Origin of the sequence: Lysinibacillus sp. FSL K6-0057, assembly GCF_038630885.1 — a bacterium.
In the GTDB taxonomy this organism is placed as follows: domain Bacteria; phylum Bacillota; class Bacilli; order Bacillales_A; family Planococcaceae; genus Lysinibacillus; species Lysinibacillus fusiformis_F.
Genome location: NZ_CP152047.1, coordinates 1,260,434 through 1,279,794 on the forward strand (window position 1 = coordinate 1,260,434; position 19,361 = coordinate 1,279,794).

A 19,361-nucleotide genomic window follows, 5' to 3' on the forward strand; every position below is an offset into this window, starting at 1 on the left:
CTCATGAAAGAAATAAAGATTGGAGCCATTCTTTCTTATATAACGATCGGCTGTACAATGCTCTCTTCGCTAATTTTCACACCGATTATAATATCACTCCTTGGTCAGAAAGAATTTGGTTTATATTCCTTAATGATAGTACTTGTAGGCTATCTCTCCATTTTAGATTTGGGGTTAGGCAATGCAATTGTACGCTATATTGCTAGAAATCGAGCAGCTGCGGATAAGGTATTAGAAGCATCATTAAATGGATTTTTTCTGAAATTATTTATTGGCATCGGCTGTCTTACTTTATTGATAGGATTTTTCTTATTTTCCCATGTGGCTATTATTTTTGGGCAAAGCTTATCGGGAGAACAATTAGAAAAGGCTAGGCTAATGGGCTTTATCATGACGATTAGTTTAGCGATGCAATTTCCGTTAGGTGTCTTTACTTCCATCCTACAAGCATATGAAAAATTTATTTTTATTAAATTAACAACATTATTACAGGTGATTGTGCAGCCTTTGACAATGTTGTTTTTTTTGTTACAGGGAACAGATGCGGTGACACTCATCTATATTATCGCGATATATAACATACTTTTTTTAGTGTTAGATGCCGTTTATTGCATGAAGGTGCTGTCCATCCAATTTACATTTACCTTCAAAAATACAGCACTTATAAAGGAAATCTTCATCTATTCATTTTTTATTTTTATCACGGTTATTGTTGATAAAATTTATTGGCAAACCGATCAAGTATTATTAGGTATTTTAAAGGGAACCGAGGATGTTGCTATTTATGCAGTAGCGATTCAAATTGTGCTGATTTTTATGTCACTAGCTTTAGCGATTAGCGGATTATTTTTACCTCGTATTTCTATGCTTGTGACAAAAGAAGATGGATTAGTAGAAATTAATCAGCTATTTATCAAAGTGGGAGCCATTCAATTTTTAGTAGTGGGGTATATACTAGGTGGTTTTTTCCTTTTTGGTCGTGAGTTTCTACTGTTGTGGCTCGGGCAAGATTTCATTGCCATTTATGCAATTGTACTCATTATTATGTTGCCGTTTAGTATTGATCTCATACAAAATTTAGGTCTTAATGTGCTGAAGGCAAAAAATATGTTTAAATTTAGAACCATTTTATTAATCAGTGTTGCTGTTACAAATATTGTCGTATCCATTCCAGCCATCTATTTTTATGGCAAGGTCGGCACGGCGATTGTTACAGCTTGTTCTTTATTTATCGGAAACGTCGTCATTATGAATATTTATTACCATAAGAAAATCGGCTTGGATATCTTTAGGTTTTGGCGAACTATTGGTAGGCTAGTTCTCGCTTTTGTCATCGCTATTTGCTGTAGTCGACTGTTATGGGAACTAACAAACTTTCATGTTACTTGGCTTTCTATTAGTTTATCTATTTTTTATTATACGCTATTGGCAGCTGCCAGTCTTTTCTGTATTGGCTTGAGGAAAGAACAGAGAACAAAGTGGATAGAGCTTTGCCGTAAAGGAGGCAAAAAATTTTGGCGTTCAAAGTCTTAGTAAGTGTTATTGTGCCCGTCTACAATGGTGAGCAATATTTGGAGAAATGTCTCGCAAGTATTTGTCATCAAACATTAAAGGATATTGAAATTATTGCTATCAATGATGGCAGTCAAGATCGATCATTATCCATCTTGCAAAAATTTGCCCAACTCGATCAACGCATAACCGTTTTTAATCGCGAAAATGGTGGTGTCAGTCAAGCAAGAAATATAGGAATAGAACATGCTAAAGGTCAATATGTCACATTTGTAGATGCAGATGATTGGCTAGAGCTAACAATGCTTGAAGAACTGTATCAAGCATGCAGGTTGACTGGTTCCCATATTGCGAAATGCGATTTATTTTGGCAAGAAGCGGAAGGCAGTAGACAATTACATTATCCAGCCAACACTTACCGTATTTACAATGCCATAGAGTGTTTACACAAATTATTTACTGAAATAGGAGAACAACATTTTGGTTTTGCCAGCTGCAAATTGTATGAAAAATCCTTTTTAGATTTGCATAAGCTAAGGTTTGATGAGGGGATGAACTTCGCAGAAGATACAGTTTTTCTAACAAGAGCTATCCTCAAAAATCAATCTATCTGTTATGTACCAAGACAGCTTTATTATTATAATGTAACCAATCAATGCTCCTTAACAAGAAAAGCGATGGTTCATTTACGGCATAATTATGATGTATTGTATAATAAGCTCTTAAAAGAATTACAGTGTGGAGAGGTTTATGGTGAAGTGAAAAATAGCTTTCTGAATTACCAATTCGAAGGGTTGTTGATTATTCTTCATCAAAGTGCTACTAAACAAAATATGAAGTATGAGCTTCAATCCTTTTTAAAGGCATATCCAGACATACTAAAGGTTAAGTTAATAAATCGCAATATCAAACAGCTTGTTTTTTTAAAGCTCATCAAAATGAATTGGCTTACCTTATCCTCGACACTGATCTACATGAATGTGAAAAAGCCCAAAGTGATTTCACGCTGTTAGATTGTATTTTTTATTTTGCGTAATCCTTCGCCTAGCGGTACAATTAGGGATGGTATTCAAGGTGCGAAGTAAAGTCTCTAGCACAATCATAGAGGCGTAATGGAAAGAAAGAGTGGTTAAAAAATGAAGGTTTTATTTATTGGTGATATTGTTGGTTCAATTGGTCGAGATGCGGTGGAAAAATATTTACCTCGCTTAAAAAAGAAGTATAATCCAGATGTTGTTATTGCAAATGGGGAAAATGCTGCGGCAGGCCGAGGGATTACTCGTAATATTTATAACAGCCTGTTACAAATAGGTGTAGATGTCATTACAATGGGCAATCATACATGGGACAATAAAGATATTTTTGATTTTATTGATGACGCGGATTATTTAATCCGTCCGGCAAACTTTTCAAGTGAAGCACCTGGTAAAGGTATGGTCCAAATTTCTAAAAATGGTGTGACATTATCTGTCATAAATTTACATGGTCGTGTATTTTTACCTCCACATGAGGATCCGTTTACAATGGCAGATCAATTGATCGAAGAAGCTCGACAAATATCTCCACTTGTCTTCGTGGATTTTCATGCGGAAGCGACTAGTGAAAAAATTGCTCTTGGTTGGCATCTAGATGGGAAAGCTTCAGCGGTTGTTGGGACACATACACATGTGCAAACAGCAGATGCGCGAATTTACCCAAAAGGTACAGCTTATATTACGGATGTTGGTATGACGGGTCCGTATGATGAAATTTTAGGTATGACAAAGGAAAGTGTCATCTATAAATTCCAAACAAATATGCCATCTCGTTTTGAAGTACCGAAAAACGGACGAGAGGTTTTAAGTGGTTTCTTTGTAGAGATGGATGATCGAACAGGAAAAGCCATTGCCTGTGAACGCATTTATATAAATGAAGATTATCCATTTCAAGGATAGATAAGTCGAAGAATGTTTTTTTACGTTTCTTTTACGAGGATATAGGTTTCTTTGTCAAATTAGTCTATTTCCGTTTTACGGAGCATAAAATGTGCTACGGACAATAACTTGAGGTCCAAAAAGGGGGACATGAGTTGTTGAGCGTAAACACTATTCGCGAAACGGGGAGGAATAATTGTGGATTCATTAAAAGTATCATCACGCTCTAATCCAAATTCAGTTGCAGGTGCATTAGTCGCGGTAATCAGAGAAAAAGGGCAGGCAGAAATGCAAGCAGTTGGGGCGGGGGCACTTAACCAAGCCGTGAAAGCAGTGGCCATTGCACGCGGATTTGTAGCGCCAAGTGGCACAGATTTAATTTGCGCACCGGCGTTTGCCGATATTTTAATTGCTGGCGAAGAACGTACAGCCTTGAAGCTGCTAGTGGAAAAACGTACTCGATAAAAAAGTAATGAAGTAAAATGCTCTGTCACATAATAATGTGGCGGGCATTTTTTTCGTTTTCCTGTTTTACATATGATAGATGTCACTTGAAATAGGTGCGTGATTTTGCTTGGATTTGAAAATTACAACTTTATGAACAGGATTTTCAGTCAAAGGTCTGATTTTCACCTAAATCGTGGAGAAACAATAGTCCAGACGGTTTCTTCGTGTTAAACTTATGAAGGAAAAATAATAGTACACATTGGATTTAAGGAGTTGTTGACATGTTACATCAGCTTTCATGGAAAGTCGGTGGGCAACAAGGTGAAGGGATTGAGAGTACTGGTGAGATTTTCTCAATGGCAATGAATCGTCTAGGCTATTTCCTATACGGTTATCGTCACTTCTCTTCTCGAATTAAAGGTGGCCATACGAATAATAAAATTACAGTTCGTCCAACAGAAGTACGTGCAATTGCGGATGATTTAGATATTTTAGTGGCATTCGATCAAGAAACAATCGATGTCAATTATAAAGAGCTTACAGAAAAAGGTATTATTTTAGCTGATGCAAAATTTGATCCTGTTAAACCAGAGGATTCCAAAGCGCCATTATTTGCAGTACCGTTCACAGAAGTAGCAGCTGAGCTTGGTACTTCGTTGATGAAAAACATGGTGGCTATTGGCGCAACAGCGTCATTGCTAAACCTAGAGGATGCAGTATTCCAAAATGTTGTCGATGATATTTTTGGTAAAAAGGGCGAAGAAGTCGTTCAAAAAAATATGGAAGCTATTACACGTGGTCGCCAAATCATGAATGAGCTTTTAGTTGATCGTATAGGCGAATGGGAGCTTGCACCTGCAGATGGCAAACGTCGTATGTTTATGATTGGGAACGATGCAGTAGCGCTTGGCGCATTAGCAGCTGGGACACGCTTTATGGCAGCCTACCCAATTACGCCGGCTTCAGAAATTATGGAATATTTGATTAAAAAATTACCGAAATTTGGTGGTACGGTAATTCAAACGGAAGATGAGATTGCAGCAGCAACAATGGCAATCGGAGCTAACTTTGGTGGCGTACGTTCCTTTACCGCTTCAGCGGGTCCTGGTCTTTCATTGATGATGGAAGCAATCGGTCTTTCAGGTATGACAGAGCAACCATTAGTAGTAGTGGATACACAACGTGGGGGCCCTTCAACAGGATTACCAACAAAGCAAGAACAATCTGACTTGATGGCTATGCTTTACGGAACACATGGAGAAATCCCTAAAGTAGTCATTGCACCTTCGACGATGGAGGAAGCTTTCTTTGATACAATCCAAGCATTTAATATTGCAGAGGAACTACAATTACCAGTCATCTTAATGACAGATTTACAATTATCTCTAGGAAAACAATCTGTTGAGCCATTTGATTATAATAAAATTGATATTCGTCGCGGTAAAATTGTGATTGATGACCTTGAAGAAGCGGCAGATAAAGCCTACTTCAAACGCTATGAAGATACAGAGGATGGTATTTCACCTCGTGTATTACCAGGTACACTACATGGTATTCACCACGTTACAGGTGTTGAACATGATGAAACAGGGAAGCCGTCTGAGGCAACGGGTAATCGTCAAACACAAATGGATAAACGCTTCCGTAAATTAGAGAGTTTGAAATTTGATAACCCAGTCTTTGTCAATGCACCACATGAGGAAGCAGAGATTTTATTAGTAGGCTTTAACTCAACAAGAGGCGCTATTGAAGAAGTACAAGAACGACTGAATGTGCAAGGAATGAAAGTGAATCACGCACACATTCGTTTAATTCACCCATTCCCAACTGCAGAAATGACATCTCTAGTTGCACAAGCGAAAAAAGTGATCGTTGTAGAGAATAACTATACAGGTCAATTAGCTAATATTATGAAGATGAATGTTGGTGGTCACGATAAAATCGCGACAATCACTAAATATAATGGTACACCATTCTTGCCAGGTGAATTAGAAAATCGTGTGAAGGAGTTGACTCGCTAATGGCAACATTTAAGGATTTTCGTAATACAGTGAAACCAAACTGGTGCCCAGGTTGTGGAGACTTCTCTGTACAAGCAGCTATTCAACGTGCTGCTGCAAATGTTGGTATTGAACCAAATGAACTTGCGGTCATTTCAGGCATTGGTTGTTCTGGTCGTATTTCAGGTTATATCAATTCTTATGGCTTCCATGGCATTCATGGTCGTGCACTTCCAATTGCACAGGGCTTAAAAATGGCTAATCGTGATTTACATGTCATCGCTTCTGGTGGTGATGGTGATGGATTTGCAATTGGTATGGGGCATACAATTCATGCAATCCGCCGTAATATTGATATTACTTATATTGTCATGGATAATCAAATCTATGGTTTAACAAAAGGTCAAACATCACCACGTTCTGCTGCTGGATTTATTACAAAATCTACACCAGGTGGAGCGATTGAACCGTCATTAAAACCATTAGAGGTAGCATTAACAAGTGGTGCAACATTTGTGGCACAAGGCTTCTCTACAGATATTAAAGAGTTAACAGCTTTAATTGAAGCTGGTATTAACCATAAAGGCTTCTCATTTATCAATGTCTTTTCACCTTGTGTAACGTATAACAAAGTGAACACATATGATTGGTTTAAAGAGAACCTAACAAAGCTAGCGGATGTCGAAGGCTATGATCACTCAGATCGTGGTATGGCGATGCGTACAGTGATGGAGCACGAGGGCTTAGTAACAGGCATTATTTATCATGATACAGAAACAACGTCGTATCAAGAAAAAGTACCTGGCTACTCAGAGCTACCATTAACAGATATCGATATCAAAATGAGCGAAAATGATTTTAATGATTTAGTAAAAGAATTTATGTAAAAATGATAGAATCAAAGCATTTGGAATGATGACATTCCAAATGCTTTTTTTATGCTTAAGTAAGGAACCGCGAGTAAATATACTGCTTTCGCGAGTATTTAGTGATCAATCGCGGGTAAACGCATAGCTACCGCGAGTATTTAGTAATCAATCGCGGGTAAATACATAGCTTCCACGAGTAATTGATAAGGTTAGGATTACAGGTTTATCTTGAGCGTAGATCAAAGTCATTGCTCTAATGAGTCCTTCATGTTACCCTAATAGTAAATTTAGTCCTTTTTATTGGAGGTCAGGTTTTACAACTAACTATCCTTATAAAGGACTTTTTCTATAGAAAAAAATGTTTTATGTGTTCTTAAATGGAGGAGTTTTTTTATGGCAGAAAGAGGTAGACCTAAAGGCGCAAGTGGAGAAGAAAGTCGCGCATTATTACTTGAAATTGCAGCGAAAGAGTTTGCGCAGCATGGATATCATGAAACGAAGGTGAGTACTATAGTAAAAAGTGCATCATTAAGTCAGCCTACTTTTTATCTGTATTTTAAAAATAAAGAGGCCATTTTTGAAGAATTAGAAAATCTTTTTCGCTTACGAATGATGGATTTAGCTAAAAAAAGCCGCTTACAGCCTGCATTGGAGCAAGGGACAGTAAGAGCGCGTATTATCTATAATGTTAAGGAGTTATTAGCATTTTTTGCTAAAAACCCTAATTTAACACGGATTGGCTTTTATTTATCAACAAAGGCTGATGAAATAAAGGTACAAATTGTCAAGCAAATTAAAGAGAATCTGGATTATGAAGTAGATGCTGGCTACTTTCGCAAAGATATAGATACACATATAGTGGCAGAGTGCTTAATAGGCATTATTGAGCGATTAACATTTGTTCAACTACTGCCAAAGCTAAAAAAGCCAGAAGAGATAGCCACTGAAATTGTAGACTTACTCATTGAAGGAATGTTGAATAGAGAACAAAGTGTCCAATAGTTCAACTGCACCGTTAGGGAAAAAGGAAAATACAAATTTTTTCTTTTTTGTAGTTGAATATTACTTTTCAGTAATATAATATGAAATTGGAAATAAGTAACGGTTATAGCCACTATATATTGTTATACATGTGAGTCTATTTATTTTAGTAGTAAAGCATATCAGATAGGAATCTACAGAAAGAGGGGAAGACATGGCAACAGTTGTATCGTTTTATTCGACAGGGTAGCAGTGCTTGGAATTCAAACGATGACGCAAAATGGTATTTTGTACCTTTATATTATTTTTGAGTAATATAAGTTGGATTTTGATAGAGTAACGGTTATAGCTATTATTTCTAGAATATTGGATCCTATTTGGAAGACTCATACAAAAAGAGGTTATTTTTATAAAGTAATAAGAAAGAAGGGCTGTTATGAGAAAAGTGTGGCAACAGTTGATGTTGCTTTTTACCATCTGTTTATTATTTGCGCAAGCTTTATTTGGTAGTATAACTGTGTCTGCAACAGCTAATGAGCCACTTACAATTATCCTGACAACAGAAGGAGAACCTTATATAGAAGGACATATCGCTTTAAATCCTGTCACGATCCAAATGGCAACTTCCTCGATTGATAGTGAAGGTATGCAAGTAGAGTGGTCAGTCAATGAAGGGGATACATGGGAGATATTCGATATGATGGATCCACTTGTCTTAACTGATGCAGGTGATTATTCAATTTGGTTTAGAATTATCGGACAACCAACTATCAGTAAGCATACTATTCGTATTGCAGGATCACAGCCTTCACTATTATCGGCAAGTAATTCCATTATTTATGTGAATCTGAATACTGTTGAAGGAAGTAATGATGGTACAAATTGGGTAAATGCCTTTGATAATTTACAATCAGCATTAGATAAGGCACAAAGTGGAGATCAAATATGGATTGCCCAAGGAACATATACGCCAACTAGAAAAGTGGATGGTAATGATCCACGTAGTGCAACATTTCAAATGAAAAATGGCGTGGCGATTTATGGTGGTTTTAAAGGTGATGAAACGACATTAGCAGAGAGAGATTTTGAGAAATACAAAACCATATTAAGTGGCGCACTACCTAATGGTAGTAGTGCTTATCATGTTTTTTTCCATTCCTATTTCCTAGAGTTAGATAAAACAGCAGTTCTCGATGGTGTCACGATTACGAAAGGAAATGCTAATGGGAGCACTATGGATTTATATGGAGGAGGTATGTTCAATATTAGTAGAAATAGTCCGACTTTAACGAATGTTAATTTTTATGGTAATAAAGCGGGCCTTCAGGGCGGTGGACTCTACAATCATAGTGAAAGTAATCCTATCTTAACAAATGTGACATTTACTGAAAATGAGGCTGGCTTCCAAGGTGGCGCTATCTATAACTATAATAGTGGACCGACTTTTCAAGATGTAATTTTTGAAAAAAATAAGACAACTGGGTCACAAAGTGAAGGTGGGGGTATCTACAATTATGGGAGTAGTCCTATTTTAACAAATGTAACATTTATTGAAAATGAAGCAGAGAATAAAGGAGGGGCTATGTCCAATACGAAACAAAGTAATCCTAGTTTAACAGGAGTGAGTTTCGATGGAAATAAGGCCTTAATTTCAGGGAAAGGAGGAGGAATGTACAATAGCGAAAGTAGTCCAATGTTAACAAATGTGCAATTTAATAAAAATGTAGCCAGCTATGATGGAGGTGGTATAGCTAATGAGATGAGTAACCCGACCTTAATAGATGTATTATTCACCAGCAATACGGCAAGTAGTTATGGGGCAGGGATGTACAATGCAAGTAGTGATCCGAGCCTAGACAATGTAATATTTATTGGAAATGAGACATTTATGTATGGAGGGGGTATGTACAACGATAATAGTAGCCCAACTTTAACAAATGTAACATTCAGCGAAAATAAGGCAGGGTATGGAGGGGGGATGTTTATAACTGGTCGTGACAGTACCCCAGTCATAAGAAATACGAGATTTAATAATAATCAGGCACTTCAGATAGGTGGAGGTGTTTTTACTTCCAATTATAGTAGTCCTAGCTTTGATGAAGTGAAGATTAATCAAAACCGTGCCATCAATGGAGCTGGTATGCATAATCAAGATAGCAGTCCAATTATTATGAATGCTTTATTTAGCGGAAATACAGCAAACTATGGTGGAGGGGCTATGTCTAATAATGGTTCTAGCAGCCCGATTTTGACAAATACAACATTAACAAGTAATGATGCATATATTGGAGGGGGCCTGTTCAATCAAGATAATAGTAGCCCTAATCTAAGAAATGTATTATTCACTGGAAACAAGGCAGAATTTGAAGGAGCTTCTATAAGTAATGACTCTCCAAATAGTAATATAATCTTAACAAATGTGACTATTAGTGGGGATATTCCAAGATATGGGGAGAGTGCTATTTATGGAGGTGATCTAGTTAGTAAAATTCAAAATACCATTATTATTGGCAATAGTAGGAAAATTGCTATTTCGAATTATAAGGGCAAAGTTGAAAATAGTTTGCTAGATGTACAGGTAGGAAGGAATGTACGAGGGAAACTTATTGATGGGGACGGGAATACTACAGATACATCCAACTATATACCAACAGATATTTTTATGGATTCTAGCAAGAAAGACTATCGCTTAAAAGTTGACTCACCAGCAATAGATAGAGGGAAAGTTAATTATCCTGAATTAGCAGATGTAACAACAGATATTGCTGGCAACAAACGTATTCAGGGAATAACAATCGATCTAGGCGTATATGAAGTGACACCATTCTACTCAGTAATATATGATGCAAATGAGGCAACAGCGGGTCAAGTACCAGAGGATAGTGCACAGTATGAAGAAAATCAAACGGTGACAGTCCAAGGAAATAGCGGCCACCTAGAAAAAGCAGGTTATACATTTGTAGGATGGAACACCAAGGTAGATGGAAAAGGTATAGCGTATAAAGCGAATGACACTTTTCAAATAGGCACAACAAATGTGATCCTTTACGCACAATGGACAAAAAAACAAACTGCAACATATACAGTTACCTATGATGCAAATGAGGCAACAGGAGGTCAAGTACCAGAGGATAGTGCACAGTATGAAGAAAATCAAACAGTGACAGTCCAAGGAAATAGTGGTCACCTAGAAAAAGCAGGTTATACATTTGTAGGATGGAACACCAAGGCAGATGGAAAAGGTATAGCGTATAAAGCGAATGACACTTTTCAAATAGGCACAACAAATGTGATCCTTTACGCACAATGGACAAAAAAACAAACTGCAACATATACAGTTACCTATGATGCAAATGAGGCAACAGCGGGTCAAGTACCAGAGGGTAGTACACGGTATGAAGAAAATCAAACAGTGACAGTCCAAGGAAATAGCAGCCACCTAGAAAGAGCAGGTTATACATTTGTAGGATGGAACACCAAGATAGATGGAAAAGGTATAGCGTATAAAGCGAATGACACTTTTCAAATAGGCACAACAAATGTGATCCTTTACGCACAATGGACAAAAAAACAAACTGCAACATATACAGTTACCTATGATGCAAATGAGGCAACAGCGGGTCAAGTACCAGAGGATAGTACACGGTATGAAGAAAATCAAACGGTGACAGTCCAAGGAAATAGCGGCCACCTAGAAAAAGCAGGTTATACATTTGTAGGGTGGAACACCAAGGTAGATGGAAAAGGTATAGCGTATAAAGCGAATGTCACTTTTCAAATAGGCACAACAAATGTGATTCTTTACGCACAATGGACAAAAAAACAAACTGCAACATATACAGTTACCTATGATGCAAATGAGGCAACAGCGGGTCAAGTACCAGAGATAGTACACGGTATGAAGAAAATCAAACAGTGACAGTCCAAGGAAATAGTGGCCACCTAGAAAAAGCAGGTTATACATTTGTAGGGTGGAACACCAAGGCAGATGGGACAGGAACAGTGTATAAAGCAAATGAAACTTTTCCAATTGGTAAAGTGCATGTCATATTATATGCTCAATGGATAGTAAATCCACCATCATCAGGTGACAATACCACATCACCCAACGATAATGACTACTCTTCATTATCAACTGTGAAAATCACTTTTCATACAAATGGTGGTACAATACTTCCGCCACAAGAGATTGCTTATAATACAAAAATACGTGATTTACCTTTACCTACCAAAGATGGTTTTCGCTTTGATGGCTGGTATGAGGATGCAGCATTTAAAATTGAATGGGATGAGGATACAGTTATTCGAGAGAATATAGTAATATATGCAAAGTGGATACCTTTGCTAGTGGACGAATCAGACACACCACTACCCAAAGAAATGGTAAGGTTTTATGATATGGATAGCCATTGGGCAAAAGAGATAGTTGAGGAACTAGCGATACTTAAGATTATCCAAGGTTATGAAGATGGCACTTTCCGTCCAAATGAACCGATTAGTCGTATGCATGTGGCAGTATTATTTGCACGCGCCTTCGAGTTTGAATCAATTCGCTCAGCAAAAGCCTTTTCTGATATAGCAACAAATCATGTCTACTATGAAGAGATCAACACGCTACAGCAAGCGGGAATTATTGATGGGATGGGTGACACATTCCGTCCAGTAGAAGCTATTACACGTGCACAAGTAGCAAAAATTTTAGCAAAAACATTACGACTACCTTCTGAGGGTACAAGTTCATTTAGTGATGTTTCTAGTAATCATTGGAGCACGGGTTATATTGCAGCACTAGAACAGGCTGGGATTGCATTTGGGAGTAATGGTGAATTTCATCCCGATGTGCCAGTAACACGTGCAGAGCTAGCGACATTTTTATACAGGGCACTCCAATTTTAAATATCTTTTTGTGTAATCTAACAGCTTCACATCGTTATGAACACAGTAAAATCAAATATTACTTTAGGATAATATAGATTAGCGAGAAATAGATATTTTTATTAAAACATTGAAGCTACTTAATTTAAAGAAGACAAAGATGATGGATATTACGAATAATGTGTAGCAACAAAGGGAAAAATATTTTTTGTTTGTAAATAGTCTAATAGATAGAAGAAATTATAAATTAAGTTAGTCTATTATTAGAAGTGAGAAAATACTGATTTTTCTATTTTTCTTGTTGTATATTACTTTAAAGTAATATAAAATCAAAAATAAGTAGTGATTATCATTAGCTTATCTGATGGTTGTCCACTCAATAAAAAAGAAAGTGAGGTGAAAAATTTTGATGTTTCCACCAATAGTGAATTTCCCAAAAGGTGATACAAAGCCCTTCGGTAAATAATTATTACCTCAAGGTCTGACTTTTTAGTCAGACCTCATCTTTTGAAAGAAGGCTGTTTAACATGCTTGAACCAATATATGAATTAGAAAATGTAACTTTCTATTATAAAAAAGGTAAATTTAAAGCAAATGATGGCATTTCACTGACCATAAATAAAGGAGAAATTATTGGCTTATTAGGGCCGAATGGAGCAGGAAAAACCACATTGATTAAGCAAATGATTGGACAGTTAGCACCAACAGAGGGATCAGTGAAGTTTCATAACCAAGAAGTATCCAAGAATACGAAGTATGTATTGAGACAGACTGCCTATTATTCACAAGAGACTTTTGCTTTATCATTTTTAAAAACATGGGAAGCCATTTATTTTACGGGTAGGTTAAAGGGGCTTTCAAAAAAAGAGTCGAAACAACAGACTGATGACATTTTGCTGAGGTTAGGCATGGAAGCTTATCGAGATAAGCTATTATCAAAGCTTTCGGGTGGCCAAAGAAGACTCATTAGTTTAGGAACTACTTTGATTGGTCAGGCATCCGTCATGATTTTGGATGAACCTACAAACGAGCTAGATCCATTAAAACGGAAATTAGTATGGGACATCATTCGTGAGCTTAACCAAAAGGGTACAACAATTATTTTAGTCACTCACAATATATTGGAAGCTGAAAAAGTTGTCCATCGTGTGGCTGTTATAGATAACGGAAAGCTTTTAGCCATTGACCATGTCGAAAAGCTGAAGAGAAGGGTAGACCAAAGAATGCGTTTAGAAATTTATGCGCAGGAAGCCTCTATTCAAAATATCCAAGACAGACTAAAAGCTTTTGGGCAAGCTGAATTAGTAGAGGATACAAAACTCACCCTGCTAATTGAGAAAAATGCGGTCCGTACTATTATTGAAATAATACAGGATGAGACATTGAACATCAGTCAGTACTCTCTGTTACCTCCAAGTCTTGAAGATGTCTATTCATTACTTCAAGAGCAACAAAGGAGTGAATAGCTTATGAATTCCTTTATTCAATTTTTTGTTGAATTATTTATTCTATTTCGTATACAAATAGCCATCGTAAGGCATCAATTATTATGGATCATTGCAATGTCTTCCATTTTTCCAATGGTTACTTTAGTGTTTCTTGAATTTTTACTGGGTGAATCAAGTTCAGAACAATTGGCACGATTAATTATTGGTAATATGATTTTTAGTATTCTGTTAATGGGAATGAATATTTTAGGGCAGGATATATCGTATCAAAAATTCGGAGGTTATTTTACATATTATTCGTCCCTTCCCATCCGTAAAGTTAATTTTATTTTATCTTTGTTGTTTTATGGTATTTTAACTTCCTTACCCTCTTTTATTATTGTATTTACTTTCGGTCAGCAAATTTATGGGGTGAATCTTCATTTCGAGTGGCTTTTAATACCAGTAGCATTATTGGCGATTTTTAGTGTAGTGGGCATTGGTGTATTAATGGGGTTTTTATCTCCAAATCCACAATTTACAAATATTGTAGCCCAATTTTTACTGATGTTTGTCACTTTCTTAACACCAGTTATGATTGAGATGAAAGATCTTCCTATTATTCTTCAGTGGATTTCCTATGTGCTACCCACAACGTATGTAGCGAATGTATTACACGGTATGCTAACTGTTGGATGGTCCAATTCTACATTAATAGATGTTTTGATTCTACTTATTTTTTCATGCTTTTCTTATCTATTAATCAGTAAAAAAATACATTGGCGTGTTCATTAAAATATTAAAAATTGGGAGTTTAACATAGAATGAAAACTTTTGAAACTAAAATAGAACAGTACGCGGAGTTGGTCATTAAAGTAGGAATAAATATTCAACAAGGACAGACTTTAGTGATTTCTGCCTCAATAGCTGCTGCCGATTTTGTTAGAAGGGTTTGTCGACATGCCTATCTCAATGGTGCACATTATGTTTATATAAGGTGGATTGATGAAGAGCTTGCTCGAATTGAATATGAATATATGACAGAGCAAGGCTTAGCCTATACACCTGATTGGCTTGTGAAAGGGTATGAAGAAATGGCGAGTAGTGGTGCCGCTTTTCTTTATATAATTTCACCCCACTTGCAAAATATGGAGGGAGTAGACCCTGTTAAGGTAGAAAAAGCAGAGTATGCTTCTGCACTTGCTTTTCGCTCGTTTACCGAAAAATTGATTAGAATGCAAGTTAGTTGGACTGTTATTGTTTATCCGACGGAGCAATGGGCAGGGTCTATTTTCCCCGATTTAGAGCCCAAAAATGCTCTGGAAAAGTTATGGGAAAAGTTTTTTGAAATACTAAGATTAGAAGAAGAAAATCCACTAAAAGCCTGGAGGCAGCATATCCAAACATTAAATAAAAGGGCAGCTTTATTGAACGATAAGTATTTCCGTTATTTACATTTCATTAGCGAAGACACAAATTTAAAAATTGAGCTACCGCAAAATCATCGTTGGGTTAATGGCTTAGAAACGAATGACAATGGAAGTTCATTTATTTGTAATATGCCGACTGAAGAAATTTATACAACACCACTCAAAAAAGGTGTAAATGGGATAGTCAAAAATACAAAGCCATTAGTTTATGAAGGGCAGATCATTGATCAATTTACACTTACGTTTAAAGATGGAGAGATTATTGATTTCTCAGCTGAAAAAGGAATGGAAGCATTACAAAATATGCTTAATAAAGACGAGGGAGCAAGATATATTGGCGAAGTGGCATTGGTTCCTCATGATTCTGCAATCTCCAGAAGCAATCTACTATTCTATCATAATTTATTCGACGAGAATGCATCCTGTCATTTAGCTATTGGGCAAGCCTATACATCAGGCTTGAAAGAAGAAGATCGTGCGAATCTAGAAAACATAAATAATAGTATGATCCATATTGATTTTATGTTAGGTTCACAAAAATTACAGGTCAATGGTATACGTGAAGACGGTACTGTCGAAGCCATTTTAGTGAATGGTAAGTGGGCCCACTAAATAAGGGGGAAAAGGAATGGAAATAGTGCAATGTAAGACTGACAAGGATTATGAAAAATTCGCGGTTTTCTTTTTGCAAAATAGAAATATATTTGATGATATGTATCCAATTTTAGATACACTAGGTAGTTTATATGTCATGATAGAAGAGACAAATCTGCTTCTCTTTCAAAATCCACAACAGGAAGTAATCGCGGCGGCGAGCTATACATTGGGTATACGAGAAGATCAATTTAAAAATAAAAATATCGTTTTTATTGATTGTGCGCTATTAAAAAAAGATTATCAAAATAGTCGATCCTTTGTTAATGGTTTTCTACAAATGCTTAATCATATTTTAGAAGAACATCCAGAAGTGAAGGAAGTCCAGTTTTATGCTTATCGCCATCATGGCTATATTCATCGTCTTTATAAAAAGTTTGCCAAGGTTATTGATGAAAAAGAGGGCTATTTTGGTATGCAAGATGTTTTCTCTGTGGAATTTCATCAACTGACTACTTTTTTAGAGGAATTTACTAAAAAACAAACCATTTAAGTCAAGCTTATGAGGAAGCATCCAATAGAACGATTTTTTTACACAGTTTGAGGGCTTTATTCAGATGGAACATCGCCACTTCATACCCTTGTCATTGGTGAATAAAAATGCCTAAAGATCTTTCTATTATAGAAAAGAGTGGGGCTATTTCAGGCATTCTTCCTTAAAAAAATGCTACAATAAAAGAAAAAAAGAGGCGATGAACGTGAATAACGTCATTGATTTTATTGCAAAAAAAAAGGAACGTGAAGACCGAAAGCGTGCTCAGGATTTAGAACGTTATGTAGCTACACAATGTAATTTTCAGCAGCCTGAAAATATTGATGCTCTTGTAGAGGACAAACTGATTGAAGTCAAAGATCATACGTTATTTCTTGGCTTTCTATCCATTTTAAAGGATGAGCAAATAGAGCCGCTAGATATTTTTCAAGATGTCTTTTCATTAGAACCTTCTCGTTTTGAGATGTCGTACAATATGAGATGGTGGTCAGTTGTACAACTGGCATTTACATTTTTAACAATTCTCAAGGAAAATGAGCCGCATACATATGCTGATTTTTTAGGTCTCTCCAAATAACCTAGGTATGTGTACGTCTGTAAAGCAAACGTACACATACCTAGGTTTTTCCTTATTCTCCTCATACAACTTTACAATTCTACTTCACTTATTCATTATTTTCATAGATATTTATAATTCCTCAATAATTTTTACTAAATATTTTTAACACCTCCATACTTGCTTAATGTTTGTTTTATACCATTACGGATGTAAGCAAATAAAAATAAAGCAAAACAAATGGAGGGTCCAACACATGGCAATTCAAAAACTGTGGAAAAAAGGTCTAATCGGTGCATTAGCCATTTCCATGTTGGCAGCTTGTTCTGACAGTTCATCTAGTGCAAATGAGGTAAACGAGGATTTATCGCTTGAAGAAATTACAGAAAAAGCAAAAGAAGAGGGCACTGTTAATTCTGTTGGTATGCCAGATACATGGGCGAACTGGGTAGAAACTTGGGAGGAACTCGGGACCGAATATAGCATCAAACACAAGGATACGGACATGTCGAGTGCCGAGGAGTTAGCGAAGTTTGAAGCAGAGAAAGATGATGCTACAGCAGATATTGGAGATGTCGGAATTGCTTTTGGACCAATCGCTAAGGACAAGGGCTTAACATTACCATACAAAACGTCGTATTGGGATGAAATACCTGATTGGGCTAAAGACGAAGAAGGACACTGGATTGTTGGCTATACAGGAACCATTTCTTTTTTGACAGATAAAAATAATGTGAAGAATGCCCCAACATCATGGGAAGATCTGAAAAATGGGGATTATACAGTCAGTATTGGGGATGCATTAACGGCTAACCAAGCACAGTTTGCTATTTTAGCAGCAGCAATGGCCTTTGGAGGGGATGAGTCGAACATCCAGCCAGGCATTGATTTCTTTGCCGAATTAGCGAAGCAAGGGCGTTTACAGGGGGATCCATCAGTAGCAAACCTAGAAAAAGGTGAAATAGATGTTGCAATCTTATGGGATTTTAATGCACTAGGCTATCGTCACCAAATCGATGAGGAGCGCTTCGATGTAGTGATACCAAAAGAAGGATCTGTCACTTCTGGTTATGCAACGGTAATTAATAAATATGCCAAAAACCCACATGCTGCCATGCTAGCACGTGAATATATTCTTTCAGATGCTGGTCAAGAAAATTTAGCAAAAGGCTATGCGCGTCCGATTCGAGATAAAGTAGACCTTCCTCAGGAAGTAAAAGACTTATTATTACCAGCAGATATGTATACGAATGCACAGCCAGTAAAAGATCAAAAGAAATGGGAAGACACGACGAAGCAAATCCCTCAGCTTTATCAAGAGCAGGTGTTAATCCATGCAAAATAACAAAGTGGTTCTTATTGTCATCGATGCATTGCGTTTTGATACAGCCTGTACACATATGGGATTTTTGCACCATTTAGTCGAGCGTCAGGTGGCTGCTCGCTATAAGATTTGCGCAGAGGTACCATCATTATCCAGACCATTGTATGAGACAATTTTAACGGGTACATCCCCCATTGTGCATGGCGTTACTAGCAATATGACTGTGCGTTTATCGAATCAACAAAGTGTCTTTCATGTCGCAAAGGAGCATGGTTTGTCCACCGCAGCCTCCGCCTATTATTGGGTAAGTGAGCTTTATAATAGAGCGCCCTTTAATCATATGGAAGACAGGCTACAACTCGATACACAATTACCAATTGACAACGGTATGTTCTATTTTGAGGATCATTATCCAGATAGTCATGTGTTTGCCGATGCAGCATGGTTAATGGATCAAAAGCAACCTGATTTCCTTTATATTCATCCAATGAATGTTGATGATGATGGCCACAAATTTACGGCGGATTCTGCTCAATATCGCAATCGTGTGTTGGCGATGGATGCCTTACTTTCATTATTTATTCCAAAGTGTATGGCACAAGGCTATGAGGTAATTGTGACAGCTGACCATGGTATGACAAGTGATGGCAATCATGGTGGAACAACGCATGAGGATCGTCATGTGCCACTGTTTGTCATATCAGATTCTGTAAAGGCTGGTATAAAAGAAGGCATTATTTCGCAATTACAAATTGCGCCACTGTGCTGTCATTTATTAAATATGGAGCCTGCGGATGATATGGTACCCCTTTTGCTAGAAGGTGTGTATACAGCAAAAGAGGTGTAACTAGGAGTAGTCGCTCCTTTTAGGTTGGAGCGA

At 36.9% G+C, this 19,361-nt stretch carries 16 protein-coding genes; all 16 read left to right on the forward strand.

Translation table 11 applies throughout. The features are described 5' to 3' along the window. Positions 1 to 3 precede the first annotated feature (3 nt). The 16 genes from MHB40_RS05875 to MHB40_RS05950 all read left to right on the forward strand — a co-directional run bounded on the left by MHB40_RS05875 (position 4) and on the right by MHB40_RS05950 (position 19,328). The gene (locus MHB40_RS05875) at positions 4 to 1,533 is read left to right on the forward strand and encodes an oligosaccharide flippase family protein (RefSeq protein WP_342534104.1); all 1,530 of its coding nucleotides are present in this window, start codon (positions 4 to 6) and stop codon (positions 1,531 to 1,533) included. Then, positions 1,515 to 2,525: a glycosyltransferase family 2 protein gene (locus MHB40_RS05880; RefSeq protein WP_342534105.1), complete on the forward strand. Its 1,011-nt coding sequence runs from the start codon at positions 1,515 to 1,517 to the stop codon at positions 2,523 to 2,525. Before MHB40_RS05875 ends, MHB40_RS05880 begins: the two co-directional genes overlap by 19 nt. Before the next feature lie 123 nt (positions 2,526 to 2,648). Next, on the forward strand, positions 2,649 to 3,446 hold the full coding sequence (locus MHB40_RS05885; RefSeq protein WP_342534106.1) for a TIGR00282 family metallophosphoesterase: 798 nt from the start codon (positions 2,649 to 2,651) through the stop codon (positions 3,444 to 3,446). Positions 3,447 to 3,623: 177 nt separating this feature from the next. Further along, positions 3,624 to 3,890 (forward strand): stage V sporulation protein S, encoded by a 267-nt coding sequence (locus MHB40_RS05890; RefSeq protein ID WP_053594284.1) that lies wholly within the window; start codon positions 3,624 to 3,626, stop codon positions 3,888 to 3,890. A 263-nt stretch (positions 3,891 to 4,153) separates the two neighbouring features. Continuing rightward, positions 4,154 to 5,893: a 2-oxoacid:acceptor oxidoreductase subunit alpha gene (locus MHB40_RS05895; RefSeq protein WP_342534107.1), complete on the forward strand. Its 1,740-nt coding sequence runs from the start codon at positions 4,154 to 4,156 to the stop codon at positions 5,891 to 5,893. Then, positions 5,893 to 6,759: a 2-oxoacid:ferredoxin oxidoreductase subunit beta gene (locus MHB40_RS05900; protein ID WP_004224896.1), complete on the forward strand. Its 867-nt coding sequence runs from the start codon at positions 5,893 to 5,895 to the stop codon at positions 6,757 to 6,759. The genes MHB40_RS05895 and MHB40_RS05900 overlap by 1 nt, the downstream gene beginning before the upstream one ends. Positions 6,760 to 7,134: 375 nt before the next feature. Next, entirely contained in the window at positions 7,135 to 7,743 is a 609-nt protein-coding gene (locus tag MHB40_RS05905; protein ID WP_205442037.1) for a TetR/AcrR family transcriptional regulator, read from the forward strand. Positions 7,744 to 8,158: 415 nt separating this feature from the next. Further along, positions 8,159 to 11,641: an InlB B-repeat-containing protein gene (locus tag MHB40_RS05910; protein ID WP_342534108.1), complete on the forward strand. Its 3,483-nt coding sequence runs from the start codon at positions 8,159 to 8,161 to the stop codon at positions 11,639 to 11,641. Further along, positions 11,638 to 12,618, forward strand: a complete 981-nt coding sequence (locus tag MHB40_RS05915) for an S-layer homology domain-containing protein (RefSeq protein ID WP_342534109.1) — start codon at positions 11,638 to 11,640, stop codon at positions 12,616 to 12,618. The genes MHB40_RS05910 and MHB40_RS05915 overlap by 4 nt, the downstream gene beginning before the upstream one ends. A 506-nt stretch (positions 12,619 to 13,124) precedes the next feature. Next, positions 13,125 to 14,063 (forward strand): ABC transporter ATP-binding protein, encoded by a 939-nt coding sequence (locus tag MHB40_RS05920; RefSeq protein ID WP_342534110.1) that lies wholly within the window; start codon positions 13,125 to 13,127, stop codon positions 14,061 to 14,063. Positions 14,064 to 14,066: 3 nt separating this feature from the next. After that, positions 14,067 to 14,819, forward strand: coding sequence for an ABC transporter permease (locus MHB40_RS05925; RefSeq protein WP_205442040.1), 753 nt, complete (start codon positions 14,067 to 14,069; stop codon positions 14,817 to 14,819). A gap of 29 nt (positions 14,820 to 14,848) precedes the next feature. After that, a complete protein-coding gene (locus tag MHB40_RS05930) occupies positions 14,849 to 16,066 on the forward strand; it encodes an aminopeptidase (RefSeq protein WP_205442041.1) in 1,218 nt (405 codons plus the stop codon). A 16-nt stretch (positions 16,067 to 16,082) separates the two neighbouring features. Then, positions 16,083 to 16,601 (forward strand): hypothetical protein, encoded by a 519-nt coding sequence (locus MHB40_RS05935; RefSeq protein WP_342534111.1) that lies wholly within the window; start codon positions 16,083 to 16,085, stop codon positions 16,599 to 16,601. 199 nt (positions 16,602 to 16,800) lie between these two features. Beyond that, positions 16,801 to 17,178 (forward strand): ELKS/Rab6-interacting/CAST family protein, encoded by a 378-nt coding sequence (locus MHB40_RS05940; RefSeq protein WP_243456052.1) that lies wholly within the window; start codon positions 16,801 to 16,803, stop codon positions 17,176 to 17,178. Positions 17,179 to 17,413: 235 nt separating this feature from the next. Continuing rightward, entirely contained in the window at positions 17,414 to 18,502 is a 1,089-nt protein-coding gene (locus MHB40_RS05945) for an extracellular solute-binding protein (RefSeq protein WP_342534112.1), read from the forward strand. Next, the gene (locus MHB40_RS05950) at positions 18,492 to 19,328 is read left to right on the forward strand and encodes an alkaline phosphatase family protein (RefSeq protein ID WP_342534113.1); all 837 of its coding nucleotides are present in this window, start codon (positions 18,492 to 18,494) and stop codon (positions 19,326 to 19,328) included. The genes MHB40_RS05945 and MHB40_RS05950 overlap by 11 nt, the downstream gene beginning before the upstream one ends. Positions 19,329 to 19,361: the final 33 nt, after the last annotated feature.

What these genes read in the sequence shown, in the direction of transcription:
- MHB40_RS05905 (WP_205442037.1), top strand. Translation starts at nt 7,135, where the DNA reads ATGGCAGAAAGAGGTAGACCTAAAGGCGCAAGTGGAGAAGAAAGTCGC.
- MHB40_RS05950 (WP_342534113.1), top strand. Translation starts at nt 18,492, where the DNA reads ATGCAAAATAACAAAGTGGTTCTTATTGTCATCGATGCATTGCGTTTT.
- MHB40_RS05895 (WP_342534107.1), top strand. Translation starts at nt 4,154, where the DNA reads ATGTTACATCAGCTTTCATGGAAAGTCGGTGGGCAACAAGGTGAAGGG.
- MHB40_RS05945 (WP_342534112.1), top strand. Translation starts at nt 17,414, where the DNA reads ATGGCAATTCAAAAACTGTGGAAAAAAGGTCTAATCGGTGCATTAGCC.
- MHB40_RS05875 (WP_342534104.1), top strand. Translation starts at nt 4, where the DNA reads ATGAAAGAAATAAAGATTGGAGCCATTCTTTCTTATATAACGATCGGC.
- MHB40_RS05900 (WP_004224896.1), top strand. Translation starts at nt 5,893, where the DNA reads ATGGCAACATTTAAGGATTTTCGTAATACAGTGAAACCAAACTGGTGC.
- MHB40_RS05935 (WP_342534111.1), top strand. Translation starts at nt 16,083, where the DNA reads ATGGAAATAGTGCAATGTAAGACTGACAAGGATTATGAAAAATTCGCG.
- MHB40_RS05925 (WP_205442040.1), top strand. Translation starts at nt 14,067, where the DNA reads ATGAATTCCTTTATTCAATTTTTTGTTGAATTATTTATTCTATTTCGT.
- MHB40_RS05910 (WP_342534108.1), top strand. Translation starts at nt 8,159, where the DNA reads ATGAGAAAAGTGTGGCAACAGTTGATGTTGCTTTTTACCATCTGTTTA.
- MHB40_RS05940 (WP_243456052.1), top strand. Translation starts at nt 16,801, where the DNA reads ATGAACGTGAATAACGTCATTGATTTTATTGCAAAAAAAAAGGAACGT.
- MHB40_RS05920 (WP_342534110.1), top strand. Translation starts at nt 13,125, where the DNA reads ATGCTTGAACCAATATATGAATTAGAAAATGTAACTTTCTATTATAAA.
- MHB40_RS05885 (WP_342534106.1), top strand. Translation starts at nt 2,649, where the DNA reads ATGAAGGTTTTATTTATTGGTGATATTGTTGGTTCAATTGGTCGAGAT.
- MHB40_RS05930 (WP_205442041.1), top strand. Translation starts at nt 14,849, where the DNA reads ATGAAAACTTTTGAAACTAAAATAGAACAGTACGCGGAGTTGGTCATT.